A 16280-nucleotide genomic window follows, 5' to 3' on the forward strand; every position below is an offset into this window, starting at 1 on the left:
TTACCATGCTGCGCGCGATGTCAGTGACGCGGCGGAGGTCGTCTGCGGCACCGGTCGAGAGATGGCCGAATACGATCAATTCGGCCGCGCGGCCGCCAAGCAGCACCGCCATCTTGTTCTCCAGCTCCTCTTTGGTCATCAGGAAACGGTCCTCGATCGGGCGCTGGATGGTGTAGCCGAGCGCGCCGACGCCGCGCGGAATGATCGACACCTTGTGCACGGGATCGACGCCCGGCAGTGACAGCGCCACCAGCGCATGCCCCATCTCGTGATGGGCCACGATCTCACGCTCCCTGGCATTGAGCAGGCGGTTGCGCTTTTCCAGTCCCGCGACGATGCGTTCCACCGCGTTGCTGAAATCGGTCATTGCGACCGCCTCGGCGCCGCGTCGGGTCGCCAGCAGCGCCGCTTCGTTGACGAGGTTGGCAAGGTCGGCTCCGGTAAACCCGGGCGTCAGAGATGCGACCGCTTCGGCATCGACGTCCGGGGCCAGCTGCACCTTCTTCATGTGCACCTTGAGGATTTCGATGCGCCGCTTCTTGTCGGGTCGGTCGACCAGCACCTGACGGTCGAAGCGGCCGGCGCGCAACAGCGCGGGATCCAGGATTTCCGGCCGGTTCGTGGCCGCGAGAATGACGAGGCCGGAACGCGAGTCGAAGCCATCGAGTTCGACCAGCAGCTGATTGAGTGTCTGCTCCTTCTCGTCGTGTCCGCCGGCGAACGGGCCGATGCCGCGTGCCCGGCCGAGCGCGTCGAGTTCGTCGATGAAGATGATGGCGGGGGCTTTTTCGCGTGCCTGCTGGAACAGGTCGCGCACCCTTGCCGCGCCGACGCCCACGAACATCTCGACGAATTCCGATCCGGAGATCGAGAAGAACGGAACCTTGGCTTGGCCGGCGACGGCCTTGGCCAGCAGCGTCTTGCCGGTTCCCGGCGGTCCCACCAGCAGAACGCCCTTCGGCATGCGTCCGCCAAGCCGGCCATATTCCTTTGGATTCCTGAGGAAGTCGACGATTTCGCACAGTTCGTCCTTCGCCTCATCGACGCCGGCGACGTCGGCGAAGGTCACGCCCGTATCCGACTCGACATAGATCTTGGCCTTGCTCTTGCCGATCGCCATCAACCCGCCGCCAAGCCCCTGGCCCTCGGCAAGGCGCTTGCCGATGTACCACCACAGCCCGAAGAACAGGAGCACCGGCATCACCCAGGACAGCAAATCGCGCAGGAACGTGCTCTCGATCTGGCCGGTGAATCGGACGCCGTACTTTTCGAGCTCGCCGGCGAATTCCGGGTCGACCCGCGTGGTGACGAATTGCTTCTGACCGCCCGGCAGCGGCTCCTTCAGCGTGCCTTGCAGGAAGCGGTCGGAGACGCCGACGCTTTCGATCTTGCTCTCGCGCAGCAGTTGCTTGAACTGGCTGTAGGGAATCGGCGCCACCTGGCTTGCCGTGGCGACGAAGTACTGGATCAGCAGAATGCCGAGCAGGGCGGCGATCGTGTAGCCGATGTTGAAGCGGGTTTTGCTGGTCATCTCAAATCACTCCGGCCAAACATTCACGCCGCCTCTTGCGATCGAGTCGGCGTGGCTGTTGCATCGCGATGCGCCGCTGTGTCGATGGGGCGCTTGGCAGGATCGTGTGGGATCGCCCGAAGTTCTGGATCCCGCCCGGGTGATCCCAGCATGGTATAAGACAGGCCCTGCCGGTTGGCGTAGGCGATCGCCGATTTCGCCGACGGAAACGAGAGTTCGACCTGCGCCAGGGGATCGTCATCCTCGGTCCAGCCCATCAGGGGTTCGATCCGCAGCGGCGAGCGGCGCTCGAATCGCAGCTTCCACTCCCGCCGGCGCAAAGGGGCCGAGGTCATCGGCGAACGAGCCGGTCGGTAGATCAGCGCGTGCGCGTCGCGGGGAAAAATCGATCGGGTGACGGGCCGGGCCGCGTCATGCGACAGCGAGGTTGAGTTCAAAAAGGCTGAATGAAGCACGTTCATCGGAGCCTCCATCGGGTAAAAGGCGGCGGGCGGGAGCAGCGGGCTGCTCCCGCCCAACCAGCCTTAGTTGCTCTTGATCGCAATCTTCTTCACTTTTTCCTTTGCTGTCGGCGACTTCGGAAGCTTGACCGTCAGAACGCCGTTGTGGAACGACGCGTCAACCTTGTCAGTCTCGATTTCGTCGACAGGGATGCGCCGCTCGAAACGCCCGTAATAGCGTTCGCTGAAGCGACGCTCCTTGTCTTCGGTCTCGCTCTTCTTCTCGCCGCTGATGGTCAGCATGCCGTTGGCGAGTTCGACCGCGACGTCCTTCTGCTCGAGACCGGGAAGCTCGGCCGTCACCTTGACTTCCTTGTCGGTCTCGCTCACCTCGACATTCGGCCAGCCCATTGCGTGAGCCGATCCGAACGGGGCGACATCGAAGGACCGAAATGCGTCATCGAAGAGCCGGTTCATTTCGCGGTGCAGTGACAGGAAAGGGTTGCCCTCACCGCGGTAGGAGCCCAACTCACGAGAGCCGTTGTTCCACGGCATGAGATCGCGAAGTGCCATGTCATACTCCTTTCATTTTTTCTCGACTGTTCCATTCCCAAGGCACGCCAAGCCGCGCGCGGCATCGGCCGACGGCCTGCGCTGCCGCAGCTTGACGAGCCAGTCGTCAGGCCGCGCTCTTCTCGATCTTCCGGTTGTCGTTGCCGGCAACGTCGATCGCGATGCGACGCGGTTTCATCGCTTCCGGCAGCTCCCGCACCAGGACGATCCTGAGCATGCCGTTCTCGAAATGCGCATCCTTCACCTGGACGAATTCGGCCAGGTTGAACACGCGGCGGAACGGCCGCAGCGAGATGCCCTGATAAAGATAGTCGTGATCAACCTTGTCGGCCTTGCGGCCTTCCACCGTGAGCATGTTCCGCTCGGCGGTGACGGTGATCTCATCAGGAGCGAAGCCGGCCAGTGCCAGCGAGATTTCGTAACTGTCCTCGCCGATGCGCTTGATGTCATACAGCGGATAGCTATCGCTGTCGTTCATCGCGCCGTTGACCAGGTCGAAAAGGCGGTCGAACCCGACGGTCGAGCGCCAGAGGTCGTTTAGATCATAGGCTCTCATAGCCACATCCTCCTTTGAGCAACATGGATACAAGTACCCCCGGGGAGTTCCCGTTGGCGTTGGCCGGACCCGTATGGCATCCGGCGCCACGTCACCGTGGCGAGGGATGAATTAGAAAGATCGGATTTCGTTTCAAGGGGGCTAAGTGTATTGCGCGGCAAGGACCCTGACCTAAATCCACGCTGCCGCGTTGGGTAAGGAACGAAACCCGGCGCCAGTGCAGTATTTGATCCATAGCCGCTTTTTTTGCGTTTTTTGCGCAGCCAAGGCGACCGCGAGGCGTCACCATGCGCGACGAAGACCTTGACCTCGCCCTTGAATAGACATTCCCGGCAAGCGAAAAGATACTCCCCGGTGAGCGCCATTATGCGCGGCGTCCTTGAATCTTCTGCAACCGCCTTCAGTGGGCCTCCGCTACCGTGCCAAGCGCTCACGCCACCATACTAAGGACAAACAGCGGTTCGTCGTGTCGGTGGTTGCGTATGATTCCCTCCCTGGGCACCATTCCCCTGACGTCGGACATCCCCGAGGTGTGGCTGCTCCTGAGGCACTACCCTCGTTCGCTATACGTGGCCGGCGGCCGCTGATATGATCCTTGGACGGTAAACGGCAGCTCGCCACCATACTTTTTCTGCGATGCCGGCCTTCTGATCGGACCTCGATCCCGCTCGCGCCCTTTCGCTTTGCCTCGACAAGAACGCTGAACAAATCGTCAACGGCTGCCGCGTCCCCGCTCACATTGGGAGATGTGCCATGGCTGCATCGGACTGGCGTCTCGAAGGCGAATGGATGAAGAACTGCACCTGCGCGTTTGGCTGCCCCTGCGATTTCAACGCACGGCCGACCCAAGGCTATTGCAAGGGATTGGTCGCCATGCGGATCGCCAAAGGACATTTCGAAGGGACCAGGCTCGATGGTCTCTGCTTTGCGATCACGGTCGATTTCCCTGGGCCGCTGCACGAGGGCAACGGGACAATCCAGCCCATCATCGACGAGCGCGCCACGGCGGAGCAGCGTCAGGCGTTGTTCGATATCTTTTCCGGCAAGCATTCGGCCGAAGGCACGCTTTTCCAGATCGTCAGCATGATCGTGACCAAGATCCACGATCCGGTGTTTGCGCCGTTCGAGTTTTCCTTCGACAAAGAAGGACGCGTCGCAAAACTCGTCGCCAGGGGCGTGCTCGAGACCGATGTCGAGCCGATCAAGAATCCGGTGACCGGTGATCCGCACCGCATCCAGGTGGTCATGCCCGAGGGGTTCGAACATCGGTCGGCCGAGGTCGCATCCGCCAACATCCGCTCGACCGGCGCGATCCCGTTCGAGACCCAGGGTACGCATAGCTCGCTCGCCAATGTCGTGCAGACGCCCGATGGCGTAGCGGCATGATGCAGCGCTGACACCGACACAAAACCTCGGTGTCAGCTCCTCATCGCTATGGACAAGTCGATGCAGGGGCGCTCGATACTGGAACACCTGCTCCACCGCGACCGGCTGATCGTCGCGATCGGGACTGCCGCAGTGGTGGCGCTCGCCTGGGCCTATCTCGCCGCGGGCGCCGGCATGGACACCGAGATGATGACCGACATGCCGGACATGGCGCCGATGCCGTGGACGCCATTCTATGGCGTGCTGCTGTTCGTGATGTGGTGGGTGATGATGGTCGCGATGATGGCGCCGAGCGCGGTGCCCACCGTTCTCTTGTATGCGACCGTCAAGCGCAAGCAGGAGACTGCCTCCCGCGCCGCAATCGATGCCTGGATCTTTCTCGCCGGCTATCTCGTGACGTGGGCGGGGTTCAGTCTCGCCGCGGTCCTGGTGCAAGGAGCGTTCGAACGCTTCGGATTGCTGTCGATGGCGATGGCAAGCACCAGCGCGATTCTGGGCGGCGGCGTTCTGATTGCAGCAGGGGTTTATCAGTTCACGCCTCTCAAACAGGCGTGCCTGCGCTACTGCGAGAGCCCGCTGTTGTTTCTCAGCCGACATTGGCGGCCCGGCACGCGCGGCGCATTGCGAATGGGATTTCGCCACGGCAGCTACTGCGTCGGCTGCTGCTGGTTTCTGATGGTATTGCTGTTCGTCGGCGGCGTGATGAACCTGGCCTGGATCATCGGCATCGCGCTCTATGTCGCCGGCGAGAAGCTGCTGCCGTTCGGCCGAAGATTGAGCTATGCGGCAGGCGGGGTCCTCATCCTGTCCGGCGCGATCGTTCTTGCGCGCGCAATCTGAAAAGCCGGTCCAAAGGCGGCTAAATATGTGCAGCTTTCGACATGCCCATGTACCTGATTGCTCAAGGCCAGCCGACCTCCGTGATGATACGGATGCTTGAAGCTGAAGAATTGAGCTTTGCCCAAACAAAAACTTAAGGCTGTTTCAGCTACCTTTGCGCTATGAACAGCACCCGCGCGCCGCTGTCGGCCGCGGGTGTCCCTGTGCAGTCGAGGCGGAGACAAGGCGATGCCAATACTGCGGGCGAGCGCAGTTCTGCCCTGGCGGCCGAAGCGGGGGTGCGCGTCGTGATTCCCGCAGGGGCAGTCCGCAAAGCCGGAAGAACGATCCTGCGGAATGGTCCGCTGCAGATCGCATTGTTCTTTCTGCCCCTGGTCTGGATCGGCTATTTCGCAATCACCGCGTCGGAGCGGATGGATGCGGTCGTGCAGGCGCGGTCGCACGGCGACAGCGTCGCCGAACTGTTCGAGGAAAACACCGAACGCATCTTCGAGCGCGTCGATCAGTCATTGCTGGTGGTACGAGCGCTCTACGCCCAGGATCCGCTCACCTTCAGCTTGAAGTCATGGTCGGACAAGGCCCGCATTGCGACCGGCGACGTGGTTCAGCTCGCATTGATCGGATCGGGCGGATACATGATCGAGACGACTGCGGGCTATTCCGGCCCGCCGCTTTATCTTGGCGATCGCGAGCACTTCATCAATGTCATGGCGCAAGCCGACGATCGCCTCTACGTCGCCAAGCCGGTGCTGGGACGGGCCTCGAACAAATGGACGATACAGCTCGCAAGAAAGTTGTTCGACCTCGAGGGGAATCCGGCCGGGGTGATCGTCGGCTCGATCAGCGTCGACGTAGTCGGCAGGTTCTACGATACGGCAAAGCTCGGCGTCGGAGGAACGCTGGTGCTCAGAAATGCCAATTACGTCGTGCTCGCCGCCCGGGGCGTGGACCAGGGCTCCGTGCTGGGACAACGCACACCCAGCCGCGTCGAGGGCGAGCTCGGTGACGGCTTCTATGTGCAATATTGGAACGAGAACCGACCGAACCGCAGCGACCGGCTGATCACGGCGCGCAGGTCGCGCGCGTTTCCGCTCATCTTCACCGTCGGCATTTCGGAGCAGGAGATTTATTCCCGCTCCGCCGTCAGGCAGAAGGTCTATCTCGGCGGCGCGCTGCTGCTGACGTTCGTTATCCTCGCCGCGACGACATTCCATTGGCGACGGCAGCAGGCGCTGGATCGCGCTCACCGCGAGCGGCGCGATTTTGCCAGCAAGTTCGAGGATGCGCTCAGGAACCTTCCCCAGGGCTTGAGCATGTTCGATGGCCGTGACCGTCTGATCGCATTCAACCCGCAATGGCTCGAACTCTATGGCCTCCTGCCGGAAGACATTCGGATCGGCATGCATTTCCGGGATATATTCGCAAAACAGACCGCCGTGCTCGACGTCGAGGCCTATCTCGTCGATTTGAAGAACCGGCTCGCCCGGTCGGAGCAGATCTCGAACACCGTGCAGTTTCCCGATGGACGGGTCGTCTACATCTCCTACGGCCGGCGCGAGGGTGGCGGCTGGGTCGCTACTCATGAGGACATCACCGAGCGCAAGGCGTCGGCGGACCGCATCGAGCGGCTGGCGCATTACGACAGCCTGACCGGCCTTGCCAACCGCAACCTATTCAAGGAGCGCATCGACGAGGCGCTGGCCAGCTCGCGCCGGCTGGAGCCTGGGTTCGCCGTACTCCTGCTCGATCTCGACAAGTTCAAGTCCGTCAATGATGCGCTCGGCCATCAATGCGGCGACGCGTTGCTGAAGCAGGTTGCCGACCGGATCAAGGCGCAGATTCGTGATGCCGATACGGCGGCGCGAATTGGCGGCGACGAGTTTGCCGTGATCGTGGCCGCGATGCGCGACGGCGCTGCAAGCCTGGCCGAGCGGCTGGTCCAGGCCATTGCCGAGCCCTATCACATCGATGGCCATCCCGTCGTGATCGGCTGTAGCATTGGCCTTGCGCTCGTGCCCGAGCACGGCACGCGGGTCGATGAGATCCTTCGCAACGCCGATCTTGCGCTCTACAGGTCGAAGAATGCCGGCCGAAGCTGCTTCCACCTCTATTCAGCGGAGCTCAAGGCGGAAGCGGACCAGCGCAACGTGCTCGAGATCGAGCTGCGCGAAGCGATCTGGCGCGAGGAGCTGGAGGTATTTTATCAGCCCGTGATCGAGCTCGGCACCGGCCGGGTAAAATCGGTCGAAGCCCTGGCGCGCTGGCATCACGGCACCAGGGGCTACATTCCTCCGGCTGAGTTCATTGCGGTTGCGGAGGCGGGGGGCTTGATCGTCGAGCTCGGCAATCAGGTGCTTGCCCGGGCCTGTCGCGATGCGATGAGCATGCCGGCCGACGTTAAGGTCGCCGTCAATCTCTCTGCCCTGCAATTTGCCGGCACCAATCTCGCCGACAGCGTGACGTTTGCGTTGGCGCAGAGCGGCCTTCCGCAAACCCGGCTCGAGCTCGAGATCACCGAGAGCGTATTTCTCGCCGACACCGAGGAGAACCTCAAGACGCTGCAGCGCCTCAAGGCGCTCGGCGTCTCCATTGCCCTCGACGATTTCGGTGTCGGATACTCGTCTTTGTCCTATTTGACGGCCTTTCCTTTCGACAAGGTCAAGATCGACAAATCGTTCATCGACAGGATCGATCGCTGCGAGACCGTCGCCGTGCTGAAGTCCATCGTGCAGCTCGCGAAGACGTTGAAGCTCTCGATCGTCGCCGAGGGGGTCGAGTCCTCCGAGCAGGTCAAACGGCTCCAGTCACTCGGCATTCCGCTCGGCCAGGGATTTCACTTCAGCAAGCCCGTGCCGCTCGCCGACCTCCCGTGGCAAGGCCTCCCGGCGCGACGGAAACGGCGGGCGGCGTGAGCTGAATGCCTCCGGCGTTTGTCATCATCGCCCGCCGCCCAGGAGCAGGAAAGCTGAGCAGGTGAAGCCTCCCTATCAATAGCTTGGAAGGGGGCAAGACCTGGTGGTCCCCTGGCACGCTTCCGCTGAGAGCCGAAGGACCGCACCGCGCGGAGCCAATTCCCGAGCCAAATCGCACCCGCCGATCCTGGCATTCTGCTTGCTCAGTCATGACCAAAGCCGGGCCTCGGCAGGGAGGCCCGTTTCAGGTTGAGGCATGCGATGCAAGAAATGTCCCGTTCTGGTACTGCCGGCGAACTCCGGCTCGATGCGTTGATCGCCGATTTGTGGTGGCGCGTTCGGCTGTTGAATACCGACATTCTCGAGGAGGAAGCCAAAGCCGGCGTGTTCGACGTGCTTCAGCCGACATATCCGCTGCTTGCACTGAACCTTCGAGCGCGGCGCGACAATCTGGTCTCAACGATCGGCGTGCTCGAAGAGCGTGCGAAATCGGTGTCGGAAGCGGCTTGAGGGCGGTCTCCGGTGACACCGGAAACGTCAGCGAGGTGGCTCTTCACGGTGCTGACGGACACGCCGAGCGTCGCGAAGATCGTGTCGCGCGTCTGTCCTTCGCAGAGGAGCTCGACGGACAAGCCGCCATGCGCTTCGTGCTGCGGATGACGCGTGATCGCCTGCGTCCCGATCGTCGCCGCGTGATTGACGACACATATCATTCTCACAGGTCGATCTAGCTTGGCGTCAGGTGGCTCGCAGTGATCCACCGGGAAGAGGACAAGACTTATGCGCAATACCATCCTTGTGGCCTTCGCAGCGATCACCTTGGCAAGCGCGGTGACGCCCGCGAGCGCGCTGACCATCGTCCGCGATCATCGCGACCCGCCCATCGTGCGCGACCATCGCAATCAGGCCATCGTCAGGGACCACCGCACGCAGCCCGAGGTCCGCGATCATCGCCACTAAACGTCCCGGCGGCGGAGCCGAACCGAGCGGGTTCGGCTTCGTCGTCTTGTCGAAAAGCCCGACAATCGTCCCGCGCACAACGCCGGTGTCCATTCGCGATTGTGAGGCCTGAGCACGCGCCAGGTTCTCGCCGCCATGCTATTGCTGCCTCCGCAACTTTCCCGCGAGGCCGCCATGCTCCCTATTCCCGCCGACATCTTCACCGAGCCCGAGGACGTCTCGCCCGACGGCCTTGCCAATCTCGGCCCGCTTCGCCGTCTCGCAGGGCATTGGCGGGCGGACAAGGGCATCGACATCAATCCGAAGGCGGAGGGGCCGGAGCGGCGGACATTCATCGAGCGCATCCGCATGGACCCGATCGATCCGCAGGCCAACGGACCGCAGCTGCTGTACGGGCTGCGCTATCACATCCACATCAACACGCCCGAGGAAGACATCACCTTCCACGACCAGGTCGGCTATTGGCTGTGGGAGCCCGCGACCGGGTTGATCATGCAGACGCTGGCGATTCCACGCGGGCAGGTGCTGCTGGCTTCGGGCAAGGCCGGGCCCGACGACAAGACCATCTCCGTCACCGCAAAGCGCGGCGATACCGCCTACGGGATCTGCTCGAACGACTTTCTGGAACAGGCGTTTCGCACCGACTCCTACCGCTGCAACATCACCTTCAACGACGACGGCAGCTGGACCTATCTGATCCAGACCGAGTTGTTCGTGCGCGGCGCGCCGTTCGACCATCGCGACACCAACACGCTGCAGCTCGTTGCACCGCCGAAGCTCAATCCGCTCGCGGTGATCGTGAACGATCGCGCGAGGGGGAATGGGCCGGCAGAGTGAAGCGCGGCGTCGGAGACTTTGCATGAAGCCCTATGTCATCTGTCTGATGCACTCCAGCCTCGACGGTCGCACGCATCCCAGCCGCTGGCGCCCGAAGGGGGCGGGCACGGACTGGTTCGAGAAGATCCATGACGAGCTCGGCGGCGATGCCTGGGTGATCGGCCGCGTTACCGGCGCGGAGTTCGCCAAGGGCAAGCCCTATCCCGCGACGAATGACGCGAAACTGCCGCGTGAAAACTGGTTCGCGCGGCGGGACGCCAAGACCTATGGAATCGTGCTCGACGCGCAGGGCAAGATCGGCTGGGGGCGCTCGGACATCGGCGGCGATCCGATCGTCGTCGTGCTGACCGAGAGCGTGCCGGATTCGCATCTCGCGGGCCTGCGCGGCGAGGGCGTATCCTACATCTTCGCCGGCAAGTCCGAGCTCGATCTGGCGCTGGCGCTGGACATTCTCAGCCGCGAGTTGGGGGTGAAGCGCCTGCTGGTGGAGGGTGGCGGCGTCGCCAATGGCGCGTTCCTGCGTGCCGGTCTGATCGACGAGTTCAACTTGATTCTCAGCCCCGCGATCGATGGCGCAGAGGGCGCGCCCTTCGTGTTCTCTTCAACCGAGGCGGACAGCGACAAGCGCGTGCCGATCACCGCGATGACGCTGGAGAGCACGCGCGAGCTCGGCGGCGGTGTCCTGTTGCTGCGCTATCTGATCAAGAACGATCCGCAAGCCGCGAGCCGGTAACGCGCGGCCATGCCCGAGACATCAGAGCATATCGTCATCGTCGGCGCCGGCGCGGCCGGCCTGATGGCGGCGCGCGAGCTGGCGCGGACCGGCCGCAAGGTGACGGTGCTGGAGGCGCGCGAGCGCTGCGGCGGCCGGATCCTTCCGCTGCCGGTCTCCGAGTTCGGCTACCCCGCCGCGGGCGGCGCCGAATTCGTCCATGGCGAGGCGCCGGTCACGCGCGGGCTGCTGCGCGAGGCCGGGCTGTCCCTTCACGAGATCGAGGGCGAACAGTGGAGCTTTGACGGGATCAAGCTCACGCGCGAGGATCGCGACGATCCGCACAAGGCGGAGCTTCAGGCCGTGCTGAGGGACTTGAAGGACGATCTCTCCGTCGCCGAATTCCTGCGCCGGCATTTCGCGGGGGATGACTATGCGCCGATGCGCCAATCGATCGAGCGGATGGTCGAGGGCTATGACGCAGCCGACCCCGAGCGCGCCTCGACGCTGGCGCTGCGTGAGGAATGGATGGACGGCGGGCACGCGCCGCAGGCGCGCATCGATGGCGGCTATGGCGCGCTGATCGACTATCTGGCGGCCGACTGCCGCAGATGCGGCGTGACCATCCATTTCGGCTGTGTGGTATCGGCGATCGAGGAGGGCGGCGACACGGCGGCCGTTCGCTGCGGCGGGGGCGATGTCCACGCCTGCGATCGCGTGATCCTCACCGTGCCGCTGCCGCTGCTGCCCGAGATGGCTCTGCCGGCGAGCGCGCGCGCGAGGCTTGCTGCGACCCAGGACATCGGCTTCGGCAACGTCATCAAGATCGTGCTGCGGTTTGCGCGGCCGTGGTGGCGCGAGCGGCACCAGGATCTCGCAGCCATGACCTTCCTGTTGTCCGACCGGACCATCCCGGTGTGGTGGACGCAATATCCGAGCGGGCAGGCCGTGCTCACTGGCTGGTTCGGCGGCCCGCGCACGGCGGAGCTGGAAAGCCTCGATCCGCAAGGACTGATCCATGCCGGGCTCGATTCGCTCGCGGCCATCTTCAAGCTGTCGCGCGAGGACATCGCGCGCGAGCTCGTGGCGGCGGCGGCGACCAATTGGGCGCATGATCCCTTTGCCCGCGGCGCCTATTCCTGGGCGACGCCGCGGACGCGTGCGGCACAAGCGATCCTCGCGCGTGCCGATGGACTGGTGCTGTTTTCCGGCGAAGCTCTCTATCGCGGCCGTGACATGGGCACGGTGGAAGCGGCGCTTGCGAGCGGCCAGGAGACGGCAGGGATGATTTTGCGGGGGTAAGAAAAAGGCCCGCATCGCGGGCCTTTCCTTTTACCAGCGGCTGCCGCCGAAGCCGAACGTCACGGAGGGACCGCCGCCGCCGTAATACCCGTACGGTCCGCCGCCGTAATAGCCGTGATGCCGCGGGTAGTAGCCGTAGTTCCTGTGGTGCGGACGATAGTAGCCGTGATGGTGGTGATGCTGACGCCAGTGATGATGGTGGCGATGGCCGTGGTGCCGGTGCTGCGCGCTGATGTCGGTCGATTGGGCTGCCGGCGCGTTCTGCTTCGCGCCTGAATTATTGGCCGCGTTCGCCGCCGATCCGCCGGCGAGCGCCGCAGCACCGACCGCCATCGCGACAATGAGATACTTCATGGTGTCATCACTCCAGTTGAATGTCGTGTGACAACAGATGGGCGCTCGCCGCGTTCCGGCCAGTGCGGGCGTCGAAACGACGCAGGATTGCGACGCCCGATTCGCTCGCATGAGTGTGCGTCGTGAGATTTATTGTCGCATCATCCGCATTGATCGCATTGCTGCCATCACTTGGCCGCGAACGAGGCGAGCACGTCGTCGCTGGTGACGATGCGCGCGAACTCGCCGTTGAGGTTCGACAGCGTCATTGCATGGATTTCTTCGGCGGAATGCTTGTCGCCGTCGGGCCCGATGCGGTCGAACGTCCATGTCGCATCGCGCACGAGATGCGCGTCGAAACCGAGATTGCCGGCCATCCGCGTCGTCGTCTCCACGCAATGATTGGTGGTGGCGCCGCAGATCACGAGCGTACCGATGCCGGCCGCGCGCAGGCGCTTTTCCAGGTCGGTGCCGATGAAGGCGCTGTTGACGCGCTTGATGATAACCGTCTCGCCCGGCTGCTCGTGTGCCTCGTCCTTGACGGCGTAGCCGGAACGCGATGGCAGAAACGATGAATTCGGCTTCGTGCCTTCATGGCGGATATGAAAGATCGGCGCGCCGCGCGCTCTGAATGCCTGCAACAGACTGGCGATCCGCGCCACCGCATCCGGATTGTTGCGCCGCTGTCCCGCCGCCTCCCATTCGTCGAACGCGCGCTGGACGTCGACGACGATGAGAGCGGGGAGGGGGCTGGTCATGATCGGACCTTTCGGGCGGGTGTGGTGGCGAATATGCGAGGCGACAGGGATGGTGCGCAATGCCGATCTTCCCTCGTTTCGGGCCCGTAGCCCGGATGGAGCGTAGCGTAATCCGGGGCCGCTTTATCCTCTGCGAGATTGTCCCGGATTGCGCTGCGCTCCATCCGGGCTACGGGACCCCTTTCTACGGATGCGGATCGGGAAAGCCGTGGCGTTCGGAGAGCGCGGCGAGGATCGCGTCCTTGTCGGCGATGAAGGCGCGGCCGTGATGACTGCCGGTCTGATGCGGCGAGGTCGCTCCGTCCGCCAGAACGAGCAGCGGCAGCGACTGGTTCTCTTCGCCGAGAAGTGCGATCACCAGCTGCCGCGGGCGCGGCCACGCGATGCGCTCGACATCCAGCTTTTCGGCGAGCTGCGGAAATGAAGCCAGCACGCCCTCGATCAGCGCGCAATGCCAGCAATAGAACAGGCGCCCCGGAAAGGCCGGATCCTCGAAACCGGGGCGCAGCAGAAACAGGCGGTCGCGCGTCATGGTCGCTCCTTGCATGGCCGCCTTGCTGAGGATCAAAGCGGCAAGGGCTGGCCGGCCTAGTGTCGAGGCACCAAATGGTTGGGAATCGATGAGACGCGAGAGGACGCCATGCCGGGGCTGACGAGTCAACCGGACGGACTTGCCGGAATCGGGACGCTGCCGCAACTGCTGCGCTGGCGCGTCGAGGCGACGCCGGCGGCGGAGGCCTATCGTCATTTCGATGCGACCGCGCAGCGCTGGGTCAGCCAGTCCTGGCACGAGATCGATGCGGGATTCGAGCTGTGGCGGCGCGCGCTCGCCGCGGAGGAGTTCGCGCCGGGCGAACGCGTCGCCATCCTGATGCCGAACGGCATTGCGCATATCGCCATGGACCAGGCGGCGCTGTCGCGCGGCCTCGTGCCGGTGCCGATGCATGCCGTCGACAACCCCGACAGCATCGCTTACGTCCTCGTCGATTCCGGCGCGCTGCTCTTGTTCGTCGATACGCTGGAGCGCTGGCAGGCGATCGTGGCGACCGGCCAGCCGCTCGACCATCTCAAGCGCGTCGTCTGCGCGGATGCAGGCGGGCTCATCACGCCGGACGCGCGCATCGTCGGGCTCGACCACTGGCTCGCACAAGCACCCGGCGCGACCGCGCCGCTGCCCGATGTCGTGATCCGGCCGGACGATCTCGCCGCCATCGTCTACACCTCGGGCACGACCGGGCGGCCAAAGGGCGTGATGCTGTCGCATGGCAATGTCGTCGCCAATGTGAAGGCGATCGCGCATCGCATCGCCGCCGAACCGCACGACGTCTTCCTGTCCTTCCTGCCGCTTTCGCACACCTTCGAGCGCAACGGCGGCTACTACTATCCGATCGCGGCCGGCGCCTGCGTCGCCTATGCCCGCTCGGTGCCGCAACTCTCGGAGGACCTGAAGCGTGTGCGGCCGACGGTGCTGGTCTCGGTGCCGCGGATCTACGAGCGCATTTACGCGCTGATCATGCAGCATCGCGCATCAGCAAGTTACATCGAGCGCTTGCTGCTCGACCTCACCATCGCCGTCGGCGGGCGGCGTTTCGATGCACGGCAGCGGCATGGCGTGCCGTCGCTGCTGGACCGGCTGGCCTGGCCGCTGCTCAAACGGCTCGTCGCCGACAAGGTGCTGGCGCGGCTCGGCGGCCGCCTGCGCGTCGCGATCTCCGGCGGCGCGCCGATCGCAGAGCCCGTCATTCGTCTGTTTCTCGCGCTCGGGCTGGATGTGCTCCAGGGCTACGGCATGACGGAGACCTCGCCGGTGGTCTCCGTCAACACCATCGAGGACAATGATCCGCACTCGGTCGGCCATGTCCTCGACGGCGTCGAGGTGAGGTTAGGCGAGAACGACGAATTGCTGGTGCGCGGCCCCAGCGTGATGCTCGGCTATTGGCACAAGCCGGAGGAGACACGCCGCGTCAAGGACGCCGACGGCTGGCTGCACACCGGCGACCAGGCCCGCATCGAGAACGGGCGTATCACCATCACCGGCCGCATCAAGGACATTCTGGTCACGTCCACCGGCGAGAAAATCGCGCCGGTCGATCTGGAGACCGCGATTCTCGCCGATCCCTTGTTCGAGCAGGCGCTGGTGGTCGGCGAGCAGCGGCCGTTCCTCGCCGCGCTGGTCGTGCTGAATGCAAAAGCCTGGGTGCAGGAGAAGGAAAGACTGGCGGCGAGCGGCAAGCAAGGCGGTGCGGCGGAACGGGCTGCGCTGCTGGCCAGGATCGCGGCGGCCGTGAAGGCCTATCCGTCCTACGCGACGCCGCGCGCGGTGTGGTGGACGCTGGATCCGTGGACCATCGCGAGCGGCCTGCTCACGCCGACGCTGAAGAACAAGCGGCCCGCGCTCGAACGCCGCTTCGCGGACGAGATCGAGCACGTGTATGCGAAGAAGCCCGCGGCGATAACGTCGACGTGATTTCGCCGCTCCCCGCGGTTGATCCAGCGCAACTTCGGTCGCTGCCTCGCGATGCAATGTCGCTCGCGAATTCGAACGGCAATCGAGGCAAGTCATGAAGGCGTATTTCGTCGGCGGTGGTATTGGATCGCTTGCGGGCGCGGCGTTCCTGATCCGCGACGCGCAGCAGGCCGGGCGCGACATCGTGATCTACGAGGCGCAGCCGTTGGTCGGTGGCAGCCTCGACGGCACGCTGCTCGCGAATGGCGCCTATTCGCTGCGCGGCGGGCGCATGCTGACCACCGATCACTATGAATGCACCTGGGATCTGCTCTCCAGCATCCCTTCGCTCGAGCATCCCGGCCTCAGCGTGCGCGAGGAGACCATCGCATTCAACCAGGAGAACCCGGCGCACTCGAAGGCGCGGCTGGTCGATCGCAACCGTTTCAAGGTCGACGTCTCGCATATGGGTTTCTCCGCGCGCGACCGGCTCGAGCTGCTGCGGCTCACCGAGGCCTCGGAGGAGACGCTCGGCGATAGCCGCATCACCGACTGGCTCTCGCCGAAATTCTTCGAGTCCAATTTCTGGTACATGTGGCAGACCACCTTCGCGTTCCAGCCCTGGCACAGCGCGGTCGAGCTGAAGCGCTATCTGCACCGCTTCATGAACGAGTTTCCGCGCATCGAGACGCTC

At 64.0% G+C, this 16280-nt stretch carries 17 protein-coding genes; 10 read left to right on the plus strand and 7 right to left on the minus strand.

Translation table 11 applies throughout. The annotated features are described in order from the left end of the window. The 4 genes from ftsH to CV770_RS37245 form a co-directional block, all read right to left on the minus strand. A partial coding sequence (gene ftsH, locus CV770_RS37230; RefSeq protein ID WP_104465881.1) for an ATP-dependent zinc metalloprotease FtsH occupies nt 1–1531 on the minus strand: 1531 nt, incomplete at its 3' end. 23 nt (nt 1532–1554) lie between these two features. Continuing rightward, on the minus strand, nt 1555–1992 hold the full coding sequence (locus CV770_RS37235) for an NADH dehydrogenase ubiquinone Fe-S protein 4 (protein WP_091956019.1): 438 nt from the start codon (nt 1990–1992) through the stop codon (nt 1555–1557). Nucleotides 1993–2055: 63 nt separating this feature from the next. Beyond that, a complete protein-coding gene (locus tag CV770_RS37240; protein ID WP_091955725.1) occupies nt 2056–2544 on the minus strand; it encodes an Hsp20/alpha crystallin family protein in 489 nt (162 codons plus the stop codon). Between the two features lie 106 nt (nt 2545–2650). Further along, nucleotides 2651–3100, minus strand: coding sequence for an Hsp20 family protein (locus CV770_RS37245; RefSeq protein ID WP_104465882.1), 450 nt, complete (start codon nt 3098–3100; stop codon nt 2651–2653). 753 nt (nt 3101–3853) lie between these two features. Here CV770_RS37245 and CV770_RS37250 point away from each other — a divergent pair. From CV770_RS37250 to CV770_RS37290, 8 genes are all read left to right on the plus strand, one after another. Then, nucleotides 3854–4486, plus strand: coding sequence for a DUF1326 domain-containing protein (locus CV770_RS37250; protein ID WP_091955729.1), 633 nt, complete (start codon nt 3854–3856; stop codon nt 4484–4486). Nucleotides 4487–4546: 60 nt separating this feature from the next. Further along, on the plus strand, nt 4547–5326 hold the full coding sequence (locus CV770_RS37255; RefSeq protein ID WP_245453960.1) for a DUF2182 domain-containing protein: 780 nt from the start codon (nt 4547–4549) through the stop codon (nt 5324–5326). 356 nt (nt 5327–5682) lie between these two features. Beyond that, nucleotides 5683–8238: a bifunctional diguanylate cyclase/phosphodiesterase gene (locus CV770_RS37260; protein ID WP_161500074.1), complete on the plus strand. Its 2556-nt coding sequence runs from the start codon at nt 5683–5685 to the stop codon at nt 8236–8238. A gap of 261 nt (nt 8239–8499) precedes the next feature. After that, a complete protein-coding gene (locus CV770_RS37265) occupies nt 8500–8748 on the plus strand; it encodes a hypothetical protein (protein WP_028140731.1) in 249 nt (82 codons plus the stop codon). Nucleotides 8749–9018: 270 nt separating this feature from the next. Beyond that, nucleotides 9019–9198: a hypothetical protein gene (locus tag CV770_RS37275; protein ID WP_104465886.1), complete on the plus strand. Its 180-nt coding sequence runs from the start codon at nt 9019–9021 to the stop codon at nt 9196–9198. Nucleotides 9199–9372: 174 nt separating this feature from the next. Continuing rightward, entirely contained in the window at nt 9373–10035 is a 663-nt protein-coding gene (locus CV770_RS37280; protein ID WP_104465889.1) for an FABP family protein, read from the plus strand. A gap of 22 nt (nt 10036–10057) precedes the next feature. After that, entirely contained in the window at nt 10058–10768 is a 711-nt protein-coding gene (locus CV770_RS37285; protein WP_104465887.1) for a dihydrofolate reductase family protein, read from the plus strand. A gap of 9 nt (nt 10769–10777) precedes the next feature. Next, entirely contained in the window at nt 10778–12049 is a 1272-nt protein-coding gene (locus CV770_RS37290) for a flavin monoamine oxidase family protein (RefSeq protein ID WP_091955739.1), read from the plus strand. Nucleotides 12050–12079: 30 nt separating this feature from the next. Here CV770_RS37290 and CV770_RS37295 read toward each other — a convergent pair whose 3' ends face one another. The 3 genes from CV770_RS37295 to CV770_RS37305 form a co-directional block, all read right to left on the minus strand. Then, complete coding sequence (locus CV770_RS37295; protein WP_165637218.1) at nt 12080–12403, minus strand: hypothetical protein; 324 nt, start codon at nt 12401–12403, stop codon at nt 12080–12082. A 167-nt stretch (nt 12404–12570) separates the two neighbouring features. Beyond that, the gene (locus tag CV770_RS37300) at nt 12571–13140 is read right to left on the minus strand and encodes a cysteine hydrolase family protein (RefSeq protein WP_091956021.1); all 570 of its coding nucleotides are present in this window, start codon (nt 13138–13140) and stop codon (nt 12571–12573) included. Between the two features lie 184 nt (nt 13141–13324). Continuing rightward, nucleotides 13325–13672 (minus strand): DUF3088 domain-containing protein, encoded by a 348-nt coding sequence (locus tag CV770_RS37305; protein WP_091956022.1) that lies wholly within the window; start codon nt 13670–13672, stop codon nt 13325–13327. Between the two features lie 108 nt (nt 13673–13780). Here CV770_RS37305 and CV770_RS37310 point away from each other — a divergent pair, with 108 nt between their 5' ends. Both CV770_RS37310 and CV770_RS37315 read left to right on the plus strand, forming a co-directional pair. Next, nucleotides 13781–15607: an AMP-dependent synthetase/ligase gene (locus CV770_RS37310; protein ID WP_201760201.1), complete on the plus strand. Its 1827-nt coding sequence runs from the start codon at nt 13781–13783 to the stop codon at nt 15605–15607. 94 nt (nt 15608–15701) lie between these two features. Next, nucleotides 15702–16280 (plus strand): oleate hydratase (locus CV770_RS37315; protein ID WP_148667140.1); only part of this gene is annotated, 579 nt, incomplete at its 3' end.

Source organism: Bradyrhizobium sp. AC87j1 (assembly GCF_002936975.1).
Lineage (GTDB): Bacteria > Pseudomonadota > Alphaproteobacteria > Rhizobiales > Xanthobacteraceae > Bradyrhizobium > Bradyrhizobium shewense.